General features: G+C 37.8%; 17 protein-coding genes. All 17 read right to left on the reverse strand.

Features of this window, described 5'->3' with window-relative positions; genetic code table 11:
* Nucleotide 1: 1 nt before the first annotated feature.
* Nucleotides 2-376 carry a chorismate mutase gene (gene aroH, locus LG273_RS09935; RefSeq protein ID WP_379564172.1) on the reverse strand — a complete coding sequence of 125 codons (375 nt, stop codon included), beginning with the start codon at nt 374-376 and terminating at the stop codon, nt 2-4.
* Entirely contained in the window at nt 373-1,452 is a 1,080-nt protein-coding gene (aroB, locus tag LG273_RS09940) for a 3-dehydroquinate synthase (RefSeq protein WP_404453165.1), read from the reverse strand. Before aroB ends, aroH begins: the two co-directional genes overlap by 4 nt.
* Nucleotides 1,452-2,621 (reverse strand): chorismate synthase, encoded by a 1,170-nt coding sequence (gene aroC / locus LG273_RS09945; RefSeq protein WP_379564176.1) that lies wholly within the window; start codon nt 2,619-2,621, stop codon nt 1,452-1,454. The genes aroB and aroC overlap by 1 nt, the downstream gene beginning before the upstream one ends.
* Before the next feature lie 93 nt (nt 2,622-2,714).
* Nucleotides 2,715-3,488 carry a CheR family methyltransferase gene (locus tag LG273_RS09950; protein WP_404453169.1) on the reverse strand — a complete coding sequence of 258 codons (774 nt, stop codon included), beginning with the start codon at nt 3,486-3,488 and terminating at the stop codon, nt 2,715-2,717.
* Between the two features lie 119 nt (nt 3,489-3,607).
* Nucleotides 3,608-4,054, reverse strand: a complete 447-nt coding sequence (gene ndk / locus LG273_RS09955; RefSeq protein ID WP_379564180.1) for a nucleoside-diphosphate kinase — start codon at nt 4,052-4,054, stop codon at nt 3,608-3,610.
* Between the two features lie 82 nt (nt 4,055-4,136).
* Nucleotides 4,137-5,108 carry a heptaprenyl diphosphate synthase component II gene (gene hepT / locus LG273_RS09960; RefSeq protein ID WP_379564182.1) on the reverse strand — a complete coding sequence of 324 codons (972 nt, stop codon included), beginning with the start codon at nt 5,106-5,108 and terminating at the stop codon, nt 4,137-4,139.
* A 57-nt stretch (nt 5,109-5,165) separates the two neighbouring features.
* Nucleotides 5,166-5,873: a demethylmenaquinone methyltransferase gene (menG, locus tag LG273_RS09965; RefSeq protein WP_379564184.1), complete on the reverse strand. Its 708-nt coding sequence runs from the start codon at nt 5,871-5,873 to the stop codon at nt 5,166-5,168.
* A gap of 4 nt (nt 5,874-5,877) precedes the next feature.
* The gene (locus tag LG273_RS09970; RefSeq protein ID WP_404453172.1) at nt 5,878-6,654 is read right to left on the reverse strand and encodes a heptaprenyl diphosphate synthase component 1; all 777 of its coding nucleotides are present in this window, start codon (nt 6,652-6,654) and stop codon (nt 5,878-5,880) included.
* A 104-nt stretch (nt 6,655-6,758) separates the two neighbouring features.
* The gene (gene mtrB / locus LG273_RS09975) at nt 6,759-6,983 is read right to left on the reverse strand and encodes a trp RNA-binding attenuation protein MtrB (protein WP_379564188.1); all 225 of its coding nucleotides are present in this window, start codon (nt 6,981-6,983) and stop codon (nt 6,759-6,761) included.
* Between the two features lie 308 nt (nt 6,984-7,291).
* Nucleotides 7,292-7,564 (reverse strand): HU family DNA-binding protein, encoded by a 273-nt coding sequence (locus LG273_RS09980; RefSeq protein ID WP_036572809.1) that lies wholly within the window; start codon nt 7,562-7,564, stop codon nt 7,292-7,294.
* A gap of 395 nt (nt 7,565-7,959) precedes the next feature.
* Nucleotides 7,960-9,438, reverse strand: a complete 1,479-nt coding sequence (spoIVA, locus tag LG273_RS09985; protein WP_379564190.1) for a stage IV sporulation protein A — start codon at nt 9,436-9,438, stop codon at nt 7,960-7,962.
* 202 nt (nt 9,439-9,640) lie between these two features.
* Entirely contained in the window at nt 9,641-10,366 is a 726-nt protein-coding gene (locus tag LG273_RS09990) for a hypothetical protein (protein ID WP_404453177.1), read from the reverse strand.
* A gap of 18 nt (nt 10,367-10,384) precedes the next feature.
* Complete coding sequence (locus LG273_RS09995) at nt 10,385-10,582, reverse strand: DUF2768 domain-containing protein (protein ID WP_379564194.1); 198 nt, start codon at nt 10,580-10,582, stop codon at nt 10,385-10,387.
* 326 nt (nt 10,583-10,908) lie between these two features.
* The gene (locus LG273_RS10000) at nt 10,909-11,169 is read right to left on the reverse strand and encodes a stage VI sporulation protein F (protein ID WP_379564196.1); all 261 of its coding nucleotides are present in this window, start codon (nt 11,167-11,169) and stop codon (nt 10,909-10,911) included.
* A 58-nt stretch (nt 11,170-11,227) separates the two neighbouring features.
* Nucleotides 11,228-12,265, reverse strand: coding sequence for an NAD(P)H-dependent glycerol-3-phosphate dehydrogenase (locus tag LG273_RS10005; RefSeq protein WP_404453180.1), 1,038 nt, complete (start codon nt 12,263-12,265; stop codon nt 11,228-11,230).
* A 13-nt stretch (nt 12,266-12,278) separates the two neighbouring features.
* Entirely contained in the window at nt 12,279-13,589 is a 1,311-nt protein-coding gene (gene der, locus LG273_RS10010) for a ribosome biogenesis GTPase Der (protein ID WP_379564200.1), read from the reverse strand.
* An 84-nt stretch (nt 13,590-13,673) separates the two neighbouring features.
* The gene (locus LG273_RS10015) at nt 13,674-13,859 is read right to left on the reverse strand and encodes a capping complex subunit for YIEGIA (RefSeq protein ID WP_379564202.1); all 186 of its coding nucleotides are present in this window, start codon (nt 13,857-13,859) and stop codon (nt 13,674-13,676) included.

A 13,859-nucleotide genomic window follows, 5' to 3' on the forward strand; every position in this document is an offset into this window, starting at 1 on the left:
CTCACGAACCGCCTTTCGCTGTTAAATCTGGTCGAAGCTTTATTGCTTCATTATGGAAAATATGATGGATGGAAGATTGTTCAGTGTCTGTATTGACAACCATCATAATGCGAATGCAATTAGGCAGACTACCAGGAACGTCTATTTCTGACATGCACATAACAGGTACGTATGTATATCCAGGTATCTGTCGAAGAGCTTTAGCTGGAAAAGCTGCATTTAGATCTCGCGTAACTGAAATAAATACATGAGAGATATCTTCTGGGGTTATTTTATTGTTTCTAACCATCTCTTCTATAAGTTTACGAGTTTCCTCAATCATTACATCTGCTTCATTTTGTTCTACGGTAGTTGCTCCCCTTATTCCACGTGTCATGAGTTCACCAGCCTTTTAGAAAATGAAAGTAAATAATTTTTTAATTCCTCATCGGAGATTGTTCGATTGATGGGTTTGCCGATATTTTGTAGTAATACCATTTGTATGTTCGTGTCAACCGTCTTTTTGTCTGCTTTCATTTTATTAATAAGGGCATCTGTTTCTACTAGTATGCTAGAATCGAGGGGGTACCTATTAGCTTGTAACCAATTGTATACATCATTAAAAGGAAGTTCATTGTTAAAGATATCCTCACTAACATGCAAGGCAAACAATGTACCAATGGCTACAGCCTCTCCATGTGTAAGTTTCCCGTATCCATAATTGGACTCAATAGCATGACCAAGTGTATGCCCAAGATTCAAAAATTTCCGTACACCAGCTTCCCTCTCATCTTGCTGGACAATAGAAGCTTTGGTGGCAATACCTGCTTTTATGTGCATCCTCAGCTGATTGGAGGAAAGTTTATTCAAATCGGCATCTAAGACACTTGTTACAGAAGCCTCATCTGTGATTAAAGCTTCTTTGATAAGCTCTGCGTACCCGGAACGAATTTCTTTGCCAGGTAAAGTTGCCAGTGTTTCCGTATCATAAATAACAGCTACTGGAGGATAAAAGCTGCCAATAAGATTTTTGCCAAACGCATGATTGATGGCAACCTTTCCTCCAACACTGCTATCATGTGCTAATATTGTGGTTGGCACTTGTACATAATCAATTCCTCGCATAAAAGTAGCTGCCACAAAACCAGCCAAATCTCCTACTACCCCTCCACCTAGAGCTACCACTAAAGAATTTCTGTCCAATCCGTTTTCTAAAGCTGTGGTGTGTAAACGATGAAAGGTTTCAAAGTCTTTCGATTGTTCTCCTGCATGAACTTCTGTATAAAAAACGTTCTTTTCTTCTTCCAATCCACCTAATACATCTTTTAAGTATAACTTCCCTACTGTATCATCCGTAACAATAAAGATAGAGGAATATTCTTTCTTTAAAAATGCTTTAAGTGTAGAGCGTATCCCTTCGCCCATTGTAACGATATAATCATGTGAGCTTGATTTTATATGGATTTCCTCCATTAAAAGCACCTGATTTCTTCTCTGTATTCCTCCACTGCTTTCTTCAATTGGGAGAACTGATCGCTGGTAAATTGTTCTGTTATCGCGTTGGCTAGTTCAAATGCTACTACATGTTCCATTACGACAGCTGCTGCAGGCACTGCGCAAGCGTCAGAACGTTCCACAGTTGCTTTAAAAGGTTCCTTTGAATCAATATCAACACTTTGTAATGGCTTTTTCATAAGTGTCGGGATTGGCTTCATTACACCTTTAACGACAAGTGGCATTCCAGTCGTCATTCCACCTTCAAATCCACCAAGGCGATTCGTTTTACGATAGTAACCTTGTTCTTCATCCCATGCTATTTCGTCATGTACTTTACTTCCATTAAGGCGAGCTGCTTCAAAGCCAAGTCCGAATTCGACACCTTTAAAGGCGTTAATGCTAACAACTGCACCCGCTATCCTACTATCTAATTTTCTATCATAATGGACATACGATCCTATTCCCGCAGGCATACCTTCTACATAGACCTCAACTACTCCACCAATAGAATCTCCTTCTTTTTTGGCTTGATCAATTGCATCCATCATAGACTGCTCTACTTCCTTATCAAGCACTCTTACAGGAGAGTCCTCTGAAATGCTCTGTTTTTCCTCAATTGTTAAACTAGGCTTCTCCTCAGCTTCTATCCCTGCTATTTCTCTAACGTAAGCAGCTACTTCAATACCTAACTCTCTAAGTAATTTTTTCGCTACGGCACCTGCAGCAACTCTGGCAGCAGTTTCCCTGGCAGAAGACCTTTCCAATACATTTCGAATATCTCGATGACCATATTTCAATGCTCCATTTAAATCTGCATGTCCTGGTCGTGGTCTTGTAATAACTCTTCTTATTTTTGTATCTTTTTCAATTGGATCGTCGCCCATAATATCAACCCAATGCTTAAAATCATCATTATGTATTACTAAAGAAAGTGGGGAGCCAAGTGTATAGCCATGTCTAACACCACTCGTAATTTCTACTAGGTCTTTTTCAATTTGCATTCTTTTCCCACGTCCATAGCCTTTTTGTCTACGTAATAGGGATTCATTTATGTTCTCTTTTTGTAGAGGCATGCCAGCCGGAACATTTTCAATAATGGTAGTAAGTTGTTTTCCGTGAGATTCACCTGCAGTTAAATAGCGCATATACATACTCCTTTAAGATTTTTCTAACTACTATAACACATCTTCCAATCTTATGGTTAAAAATCTGCAAATAAACCAAAACATTCTTGAACCTTACACTTTTTCATAGAAAAAGGTATCTTTTAGACTTAAATGATAGGAACCGGGACTAAAAATCTGTTCTGTACTTCCAACGAATAAGACTCCACCGCTTTTTAGAGCTGTACTAAAATTTTGGTAAATGATTTCTTTTGCCGGATCTGTAAAGTAAATTAACACGTTCCGACAAACAATTAAATCCATGTTTCTAGGGTAGCTATCCGCTAATAAATTATGTTTTTTAAAAACTATTTTATCTTTTAAAGAAGAATTAATTGCGTATAAACCATGGTTTTCCGTAAAGTATTTAGTTTTTAAATGTGTAGGAAGCTCCTTAAGAGATTGCTCACTGTATACACCTTGCTTGGCTTTTTCCAATGCATTTTGGTCAATATCTGTTGCTATTATTTGAAAATCAATTTTTGGAAAATATTCATTTAAAAGGATCGCAAGACTATATGGCTCTTCACCAGTAGAACATGCAGCGCTCCAAATTGATAATTTATTTGTGTTTTGAAGTAATAAAGGCACTATCTCTCTCTCTAATACAAACCAGCGTTTGGGATTTCGATAAAATTCGGACACGTTTATGGTAATACGATCAACAAACTCATTTAATAATACTTCCTCTTTATTCATCGCATCAAAATATGTTTTAAACGTAGTAAAGCCCCGCTTGTTTCGCAAAGAGGTGAGTCTTCGTTTCATTTGGGCTTCTTTATACAAATTTAGATCAATACCTAATTTTGTTTTAATGTTTTTCGTAAATCCAATGTATTCATCCATCATGTTCATTCCTCTTTCAGATGCCATATCGGTTAATTTTTGTTAGATCAGTCTGAAAATATAATTACGCTTTTTATATGAAAAACCTCCGCATAAAAACGGAGGCTTTTACTTCTGCTTAGTTAATAAATCCAAGCACTATCTTGTTTGTCGTAAGTAGTGATTTCGCTTTCATTGAAGAATAACCCAATTTCTCTCTCGGAACTTTCTGGTGAGTCAGAGCCATGGATAACATTTTTCCCAACTGTTATGCCAAAATCACCACGCACTGTTCCAGGAGCTGCCTCAAGTGGATTTGTCTTGCCCATCATTTCTCTTGCAGTGGAGATTACCTTTTCCCCTTCCCATACCATTGCGAATACTGGGCCAGAGGTAATAAAATCGACCAATTCCCCAAAAAATGGTCGTTCCTTGTGTTCAGCGTAATGGTTCTTTGCCAGATCTTCAGAAACCTTCATTAGTTTCGCTCCAACAAGTTTAAACCCTTTCTTCTCAAAACGATTTACGATCTCGCCAATTAAATTGCGCTGCACACCATCGGGTTTTACCATTAAAAATGTTTTCTCCATGCTTACACCCCTCTATTATGTATCGATTTAATAGACTACCGTAAAGATTCTATCAAATTTTTCGAAAAATAACAATAGATGATTAAGAGCGTCTTTTCCCAATGTATCGTGCGATATTTTGTAATGTGAGCTTGGCTCGACCTTCTGGAAGATCCTCCAATGCTTGTAAAGCTTTTTGTAAATATAATTCACTTAATTGATAAGAACGTTCTATAGCGTCCGTAGCTTTCAAAGCATGTAAGATGTCACCAAGTTGTTTTTCATCTAATTGTATATTATTTTTTTGGGCTTTATTAATAAGATGATAAAAATCCGCACGCTGCATTGCAAATAAAATGGGTAATGTTATATTTCCTTGCAGAAGGTCACTTCCAGATGGTTTACCCAACTCTTTTTCTGTAGAAGTGAAATCTAAAATATCATCAATTATTTGATAAGACATCCCAATATTATAGCCGTATTTGAAAAGCTTGTTTGCCTCGGCCTCTGTTAACCCAGAAGCTAGCCCACCTAGTTGGCAGCTTGTTGCAATAAGCAGAGCAGTTTTTCGCTTTATACGTCGTAAATAATCACGAAGTCCTTGGTCCCAATTATATTTATCCTTAATTTGCTCAATTTCACCAATACATACTTCCACGATCGTACGAGATAGATGCTGATGAATAGTAGGATCCTGTATTTGGGTAATTTCCTCTAGAGCTCTGGCTAATATGTAATCACCCGTATACATAGCAACCCTATTACCATAGAGTTCTCTTATTGTTGGTTGCCCTCTTCTCAAAGAAGCATCATCAATCACATCATCATGAACCAATGTGGCCATATGTATGAGTTCAAGGGAAACGGCAACTGTTTTTACACGTTCGGCATGATAATCACCTAATTGGCCTGCAAGAATTACAAAAACAGGCCTAATCCTTTTCCCGCCTGCTCTTAACAATTTAGTAGAGGCATCATGTAATATGGGATGCTCTGTTTGAAAGACCTTATTTAGAGATTCTTCAATAATGTCCAAATCTTTTTTTAAAAAACTATAAATTCTTGCTAGCTTCATGTGTGTCACCTTTTACTTCACTTAAAAAGTATATATTTAGTAGTCCATTTAAAATCTTTATTTATATCCCATATGCATAGCAGCTACACCACCGGTATAGCTTTTCACATCCACTCGTGAAAAACCTGCCTGAAGAAACATGCTTTTTAACTTCTGCTTATTGGGAAAATCCTTTGCTGATTCGTGTAACCAGGCATATTCCTTATAGCTCTTTGCCATCATCCTCCCGAGAAGTGGCATGATAAAACGGAAGTATAGATAGTAAAGCTGACGAAAACCAATTAAAGTAGGCTGTGATGTTTCTAAGCATACGACCTTCCCACCAGGTTTCACGACCCTATACATCTCTTTGAGCACTGTTTGATAATCTGGAACATTTCTCAAGCCAAAACCAATTGTGACGTAATCAAACGAATTATCCTCATAGGGTAGCTCCATTGCATTGCCGTGAATCAGTTCTAATTGTTGTAATTGCAATTCACTCTGTTTTTTCTTAGCAATAGACAACATATTTTCGCTAAAGTCCAGACCTACTACTTTTCCATTTGGCCCCACTGCACTTGAAGAGGAGATTGCCCAGTCGCCTGTTCCGCAGCAGACATCAAGTACATGGGCCCCTTTTTCAATGTGCATCCGACGCATTACATCTTTACGCCATGATTTATGACGTTGAAAGGAAATAATGGAGTTCATTTTGTCATATTTGCCGTATATCTTCTCGAATACATGATGTACGCGTTCTTCTTTTGATTGTTCTGGCTTCATATCATTATCCTTCTTCCACTAGCTTACTATTTTCTTGTAGCAGTTTTTTTATTGCTAATCCCAGTATGGTTTCCCTCTTTGGATTATTTTCCAAGAAAAGAGAAAGCTCATGAAGACCTCTTTCGATAATACTATCAACAATAAAAAGTGCTACACCTATGTCACCGGTATAATGTGTTCCTGATTCTATTATAAAAGATTTGCCATGTTGCAAGTAATTCTGTCTTTCATGCAAAAGTTTATTGGTTATAATCCATTCTCTGCTTACTTGGTTATAGTGATCAAGGCCAACATAATTTGCCACACTTGTAGAAAGCAAGGATTCTACCGTAGTTAAGATGCCAAGGTGTGCTTTAAAGGACACTGCCTCATTATAGTATAATGTCATTTTATTCTCATTAATTTCTTTGATGGCACTTGCTAATGTATGTATAAGACTAATTTCCTTCATCTCGGACAGTAGTAAATAGTAGAGTCCGCTATAATAATCTCCAGCCAATACGTTTAACTGCCCTGAAACTTTATTTGCTTTATCTTCATTCATTTCATTAGTACTTGGAACCTTATCATGAGTATCTAGAGCTATTTGGATTAGCATTGCCGTTATAATAACATTTTCTTTTTGAGCTTTAGACAAGGACGTTTCCTCTAAAATTGTTGTTAGCAGGATAAGCTTTGCTTGATCTATTAATGGCTCCTCGATATGTGTATACAAGTAAGCATGTTTCATTTTTTCACGGATTAGCTTTTCTAGATGGAAATTGTCCAGTCTTGCAGTCATCAAAATATCACCATAGCCCTTTCCTTAGTTCAATAATGCTTTCGCTATTATAGCATAAGTTAAGCGATATCGATAATCAAGCAATCCACTAAATGCAAACATTCCTATATATTCTCAATTTCTCCATGGCTTGTCTGTATGATTGCTTTGCCTCTAACTTTAACAGCTGAGGTATGTTCCGTAAACTGAGCAATCATTACTTCGTTTCTATCAAGTTTTTCAGAATGGTGAAATCTAGTATCGGTTCCTCTGGTAAGCCCAATAACATTCACGCCATCTTCTAATGCTTTTATTACAAAGAAATCTGACTTTGCTGTGGAATGGTCCATAATTATTCCTCCTTTTCACTCTCATTAAATCATCTACCATCTTAAATACATTGTCAAACAACAAAAGTAAAGATAACCGTGAAGTAATTATGTAGATGGAAATTTTATAAATATGTCTTCTTCTTATAAATGTAGCAGTCTATGTAAACATGGGAGAAAAAGAACCTCTAGCTAGATATTTTATTATTTTTAGAAAGGATTCACCTAGCTTCTGGATGCGAGCAGCACGTAACTAACCGCACTCATTTACTATGTAATAAGAAAAAAGGATACGCCTGCGCGTATCCTCTCCCTATGCCCTATGTAAATTATTTTACACTATCTTTAAGGGCTTTTCCTGGTTTGAAAGCAGGAACTTTGCTTGCAGGGATTTCAATCTCTTCTCCAGTTTGTGGGTTACGCCCTTTACGAGCAGAACGCTCACGTACCTCAAAGTTACCAAATCCGATAAGTTGTACTTTCTCACCGTCTTTAAGTGAATCCATGACAGATTCAAAAACTGCATCAACTGCTTTAGTTGCATCTTTTTTAGAAAGATCGCTTTTTTCTGCTACAGCGTTAATAAGGTCTGTTTTGTTCATGACATTCACCTCCTCCCAGAACGTTTCAATCGAGATCAGATCACAAAATGAAACTATCATCATTTGTTTACCAATCTGCCTATTTTTATACTTAAAGCCATCACTTTCTTTTGATGACAAGGCTTATATTAACCGAGTTCGCTGCAAAATTCAACAATTAGCGCTGAATTTCTGTGTTTTTATTTGATAAAAGGGCAAAATAACCAATTTCTAAGGTATTTTTTACCAAATAATTCCTTTTTGTCAACTTGTCTGATTTGCGGCTAAACTCTGATTTAAGCTTATTATATATATACGACATAGTTCATAAAAATCCTTCTGTCGTAAGCAAGATATTGGGAGGAGAAAAATATTTGTACGTTTTTTAAAACAAAAAAGCAGCTAGAGTTTAGCTGCTAAAGAATAATTGCGATTAATCCACCAGATCCTTCATTAATAATTCTTTCCAACGTATCTTTTAATTTATATCTGGCATTTTCAGGCATTAGAGCAATTTTGGCTTGAATTCCTTCTCTGACTATTGAGCTTAACGATCTGCCAAAAATATCAGACTCCCAAATAGATAGCGGATCTTCCTCGAAGTCTTGCATGAGATAACGTACAAGCTCTTCACTTTGTTTTTCTGTACCAATAATTGGTGAAAACTCGGATTCCACCTCTACCTTTATCATGTGGATGGATGGGGCTACTGCTTTAAGACGTACGCCAAATCGTGAACCTTGACGGATAATCTCTGGCTCATCCAGAATCATATCTTGAAGAGAAGGTGCTGCAATACCATAGCCGGTTTGCTTAACCATTTGCAGTGCTCCAGAAACCTGATCAAATTCCCTTTTTGCATGTGCGAAATCCTGCATGAGTTGGAGCAAATGGTCTTTTCCACGGATTTCTTCTCCAACAATTTCTTTAAGAATGTCATCATACAAATAATCCGGGGCATGTAAGTCGATTTCTGCGACCCCTTCACCCATCTCCATGCCTGCTAAGTTTGCCTTATCAATGTATTCATATTCCCTAAATTCGCCAACTATTTGATCAACATCTCTCAAACGCTTTATGTTTTTCACTGTCTCTTGGATAGCCTCTTGGTAATTTTTTCTCAGCCAATGTTTTTCATCTAAGACCATCACCCAGCTTGGTAGATTGACATTAACTTCAAGTACTGGGAATTCATATAGAGATTCTCTTAAAACATTATAGACATCGTGTTCTGTCATCGATTCTACACTCATTGAGAGAACAGGAATATCGTATGTTTCTGCTAACTCTTGTCTAAGCAGCTCTGTTTCCTGACTACTTGGTTTCACAGAATTTACAACCATGATGAATGGTTTTCCTACTTCTTTTAATTCTTCTACCACTTTGGCTTCAGCTTCGATGTAGTCCCCTCTTGGAATTTCCCCGATAGATCCATCTGTTGTTACTACAACACCTATCGTTGAATGCTCCTGTATAACTTTTCGTGTGCCGATTTCTGCTGCATCATGAAACGGAATTGGCTCTTCATACCACGGAGTATGGATCATTCGCGGGCCATTTTCGTCTTCAAATCCTTTTGCTCCTTCTACTGCATAGCCTACACAATCCACCAGTCTGACATTAACATTAAGCCCTTCTTCCACATTAATAGAAACAGCCTGATTTGGGATGAATTTAGGTTCTGTCGTCATAATGGTCTTCCCTGCTGCGCTTTGTGGAAGCTCATCTAATGCTCGAGCTCGTTCTGTTTCTTCTTCGATACTTGGAAGTACAACCTGCTCCATAAACTTTTTTATAAATGTTGACTTTCCTGTTCGGACAGCACCTACAATACCGAGGTAAATATCTCCATTCGTCCGTTTCGAAATATCTTTAAAAATATCAACTCTTTCCAAAAGATCCCCTCCCGATCCTTCATGCATTTAATTACGTACAGACTGCGATTAATTGACATTACAAGTCTATGATGTTGTCCTATCAAAATATGACTTAAATATGTGTAAAAGAATTATTATTCATTCCCTTCATTCTAATTATCTGGCGGCATACAAAGAAACCCTTGCAACAATATATGTTACAAGGGCATGTTTATGCTATTTATTTGTCATTCATAAAGACTGGCTCTCCTGAATGTATGGTATATGGCAGGGAATATGCTGGAACAAACGGGCTGTTCTCAGCGAGCAAGTAGCGGATATCATCACCATTTTGATAATTATGCTCGTACTCCTTTAATGCATTCAAAAGGTCTATTCGGTAATCCACATACAAATTACCCTCCACATCCATAATGATAGGAAGATTTTCTTTTGAGTACGGACTAACCACATGGGGAGAAGTATCTAGTCCTAGTTTTTCATAATCTATAGTATAGATTCCTTCCCCAATCTCCTCTTTAAAAGGTGGATAAAGGTGTTCGTTTCGGTATATATCCAGTTTCACATTCACACTTCTTATTTCCTCTGTTATACGTAAGTCAATTAGCTTTACTTTAGGATTTTCTTCTGGTGTGATAAGTGTATATTGATAAAGTCCACCATTCTCATAGGCCGTTCCTGGAATTTCGGTAATCATGTTATTCTCCTTGAGAAGAGAAAAGTCCACCAAGTATTTTTGGAATATAGGGGTATCATTATCCTTTGTTTTAATTGGCACCAATCCTTGCTTCATCTCTCTGTACTGATCTACTGCGCTTTGAACCATTTCTAGCTGTGCTTCATTAGGTGATTGGTTTTTCGCAAGTTCACCCTGGGGGTATAAGCAACCGCTTAACACAGCAAGAACACAAAGCATAAGAAATAAACGTATGTATTTATACTTCATCTTAACCCTCCCAAAATGCTACGCCGTTGGTCCACTTAGTACAATGTAAAATATAATTAGTGCGCCTATTATTAAAAATATGTATGCAAGAATCGAAACAATCACTGCCAGGGCACCTTTTAGTTTATAACGACTTAACAAAATGAACCCAATTGCTAGAAATAAAAACAGCATTCCCGCAAAAGAGATGTACATCTTAAGCATTGATAAAGACATTAGCTTCACTCCTGTATGCGTTCTCTAAAAACTCATGCATCACGTATTATACCATACAGTAATCAAACAAGGCATAGAATTGCGTTTTTCAGAATAATAAGTCGAACTGGTAAAGTTGAAACACTTTTATAAAAGAGGATAACTTGTATAAAGAACAGGACTCACTATTGAGGTGGTTGTAGAGGCTAAAAAAAAGCCGGGATAAAGAGGGCTAGCCTTATCCCGGATGACTAAATAACGTCCACTACAGCTCTATTGTGAATGCTTGTGCGATTTAGTGTATGCAGTTTGAAGCATTACGGTATCCTCAATTGCCTATACAGCTGTTACTTTTTAAATAATTTGTTCAATGATTGCATATCCGCTGGAACGTTGTTCTTCGTAATCGACTCTACAATTTTGTCTTCCTTTTCCTTTGGAATTGGTTTGTTAGCTAATTTTGCTAAGTGACGAACCAGTTTTCTTACCGTTTGCTCATCAGAAAAATCTGCATTTTTTACAGAATCCGCAACCTTGAATACATCATCAGGGTTAATATTGGCATTCTTTTGTAATTTATCAAAGAGACCTTTTTGAAAATTATTCACCTATTCTCCTCCTTGCATGTGTTCTCAACTTAGTATATGCAAGGAGAAATAATACGTGTTATTGGGTATAACGCTCATTTAATAATACGGCAAGGTCGTCCATTTCTTCTCTTTTCGTTCTACTCATTAGTTGTTCAACCACATTTTTAGGATCTTGTTCTTCAAAGAGAATTTGATAGATTCCTTTTGTAATAGGCATTTCCACATTTTGTTCCTTGGCAAACTGATAGGCTGCCTTGACCGTTCTTACACCTTCTACAGCCATCCCCATCTGTTTAAGAACATCATCTAATTTATAGCCTTTACCTAATAAGTTTCCTGCGCGCCAATTTCTACTATGAACACTCGTACAGGTTACGATTAGATCACCTACTCCAGGCAACCCAAGAAAACTCAGCGGGTTAGCACCAAGAGAAGTTCCGAGTCTTGCGATCTCAGCTAACCCTCTTGTTATTAGGGCTGCTTTTGCATTATCTCCATAACCTAATCCGTCAGAAATTCCTGCTCCCAATGCAATGATGTTTTTTAACGCGCCACCTAGCTCAATTCCAAGTATATCAGGACTCGTATAAACTCGAAATGCATCATTAATAAACAGGTCTTGGGCAAATAAAGCATTAGCTGCATTTTTAGACGATACTGTAACTGTAGTTGGCTGCCTTAATGCCACTTCCTCTGCATGACTCGGACCTGATAATACAACGATCTCTTCTTCACTGTATTGCTCCAGTTCCTCGCTAATCAGCTGTGAGACTCGTTTCAATGTTACAGGTTCAATCCCTTTGGAAGCATGAATAATCGTTACTTTTTCTTTTAATATAGCTTGAAGCTGTTTACATACTTCACGTATAGCTTTAGTAGGTACTACCAGTATAATAGCCGATACACCTTCTACTGCCTCCGCCATATCATGATAGGCTTGTATCTGATCTGGAATGTTGACATCTAAATATTTCTCGTTTCGATGGGTAGTGTTGATAGCTTCTGCCTGATCCACTCTATGGGACCATAAGCGTACATCGTGGCCATTATCTGCTAAAACGATACTTAACGCTGTTCCCCAACTTCCTGCTCCGATAACTGCTACTTTCTCCATCTGTCGTTCCTCCTTATTGTCTTCTCCTTGCAAATAGCTTTATAGGTGTCCCGACAAAACCGAATGCATCCCTGATCTTGTTTTCTAAAAATCGCTCATAGGAAAAGTGCATTAATTCAGGATCATTTACAAACACGACAAAACTTGGTGGTTTAACAGCAACTTGCGTGGCATAAAGAACTTTTAGTCTTTTACCTTTCAAGGTAGGTGTTGGGTTCATGGCAATTGCATCCATAATGACATCATTTAACACATTGGTTGGAACACGTTTAGCATGGTTCTCACTTGCTAATTTCACAGCCGGTAAAAGTGTGTGTAATCGCTTTTTAGTCTTTGCGGATAAAAATACAACCGGTGCGTAATCCAAGTATTGAAAATGAGCCCGTACTTTCGTCTCAAAATCCTTCATGGCTTTTTCATTTGATTCGACGGTATCCCACTTGTTTACCACAATAACAATTGCTCTTCCTGCCTCATGTGCATAGCCGGCAATTTTTTTATCCTGTTCCCGAATACCTGTTTCAGCATCAATTAACACCAGGACGACATCAGAACGTTCAATGGCTTTCAGTGCACGTAGTACACTGTATTTCTCTGTGGTTTCATATACTTTCCCTCTTTTACGCATACCGGCTGTATCAATAATTACGTAATCTTGACCTTCCCGGTGTAACGTAGTATCAATTGCATCTCTTGTTGTTCCTTCGATTTCACTAACGATTACCCGTTCTTCATTTAGCATGGCGTTTACTAGGGAAGATTTCCCCACATTTGGACGACCAATTAAACTAAAATAAATGGTCTCTTCGTCATGTGTGTCCTCAGAACGCTGCGGAAAATGCCCTACAACGGCATCAAGCATGTCACCCAACCCTAAACCATGTGAACCAGAAATTGGGTAAGGCTCACCAAACCCTAATGAATAATATTCGTAAATAGACTGGCGCATTTCTGGGTTATCAATTTTGTTAATACCTAAAACAACTGGTTTGTTTGATTTAAATAATAGCTTGGCCACCTCTTCGTCAGCTGCTGTGATTCCTTCGCGGCCATTTAACATAAAGATAATGACATCAGCTTCGTCTATAGCGATCTCAGCTTGCTGTCTCATCTGGACAAGCAATGGTTCATCCCCGATCTCTATTCCACCAGTGTCAATCAGATTAAATCTGGAAGTGAGCCATTCGGCTTCTGCATAAATTCTGTCACGTGTCACCCCAGGTATATCTTCAACAATTGAAATTCTCTCTCCGACTAGTCGATTAAATATTGTAGATTTCCCTACGTTGGGTCTTCCTACAATTGCTACAACAGATTTCCTCATGAAAGGAACATCCTCTCTCTATACGATCTTATTTTCCTAACAATAATTCATTCTAGCAAAAGTAGCACATATTAACAATTTATTTTAATGTTTTACAATAATGTACATCTCTTCTGAAAGTGCATGGGCGATACCATCTGTAATAGCTTCGAGGTTCGCGGCTACCTTTGCTGATTCTTCTGCATCGTTACAATAGAAGATAGGAGCACCACCGCCAATTTTGGATCTGTTTGTGGTGATAACTGCGAGAATTGCTTTTTCAATCTTCAT

It is taken from the genome of Oceanobacillus kapialis (assembly GCF_044790185.1).
GTDB classification, from domain to species: Bacteria; Bacillota; Bacilli; order Bacillales; family Amphibacillaceae; genus Oceanobacillus_B; species Oceanobacillus_B kapialis.

Excerpts from the sequence above, each read along its gene's own strand:
- aroB (WP_404453165.1), bottom strand. The coding sequence starts at position 1,452 with ATGGAGGAAATCCATATAAAATCAAGCTCACATGATTATATCGTTACA.
- LG273_RS09990 (WP_404453177.1), bottom strand. The coding sequence starts at position 10,366 with ATGAAGTATAAATACATACGTTTATTTCTTATGCTTTGTGTTCTTGCT.
- LG273_RS09970 (WP_404453172.1), bottom strand. The coding sequence starts at position 6,654 with ATGACTGCAAGACTGGACAATTTCCATCTAGAAAAGCTAATCCGTGAA.
- menG (WP_379564184.1), bottom strand. The coding sequence starts at position 5,873 with ATGAAGCCAGAACAATCAAAAGAAGAACGCGTACATCATGTATTCGAG.
- ndk (WP_379564180.1), bottom strand. The coding sequence starts at position 4,054 with ATGGAGAAAACATTTTTAATGGTAAAACCCGATGGTGTGCAGCGCAAT.
- LG273_RS10015 (WP_379564202.1), bottom strand. The coding sequence starts at position 13,859 with ATGAAGATTGAAAAAGCAATTCTCGCAGTTATCACCACAAACAGATCC.
- LG273_RS09980 (WP_036572809.1), bottom strand. The coding sequence starts at position 7,564 with ATGAACAAAACAGACCTTATTAACGCTGTAGCAGAAAAAAGCGATCTT.
- LG273_RS09950 (WP_404453169.1), bottom strand. The coding sequence starts at position 3,488 with ATGATGGATGAATACATTGGATTTACGAAAAACATTAAAACAAAATTA.
- aroH (WP_379564172.1), bottom strand. The coding sequence starts at position 376 with ATGACACGTGGAATAAGGGGAGCAACTACCGTAGAACAAAATGAAGCA.
- der (WP_379564200.1), bottom strand. The coding sequence starts at position 13,589 with ATGAGGAAATCTGTTGTAGCAATTGTAGGAAGACCCAACGTAGGGAAA.
- LG273_RS10005 (WP_404453180.1), bottom strand. The coding sequence starts at position 12,265 with ATGGAGAAAGTAGCAGTTATCGGAGCAGGAAGTTGGGGAACAGCGTTA.
- LG273_RS09995 (WP_379564194.1), bottom strand. The coding sequence starts at position 10,582 with ATGTCTTTATCAATGCTTAAGATGTACATCTCTTTTGCGGGAATGCTG.
- aroC (WP_379564176.1), bottom strand. The coding sequence starts at position 2,621 with ATGCGCTATTTAACTGCAGGTGAATCTCACGGAAAACAACTTACTACC.
- hepT (WP_379564182.1), bottom strand. The coding sequence starts at position 5,108 with ATGAAGCTAGCAAGAATTTATAGTTTTTTAAAAAAAGATTTGGACATT.
- mtrB (WP_379564188.1), bottom strand. The coding sequence starts at position 6,983 with ATGGACCATTCCACAGCAAAGTCAGATTTCTTTGTAATAAAAGCATTA.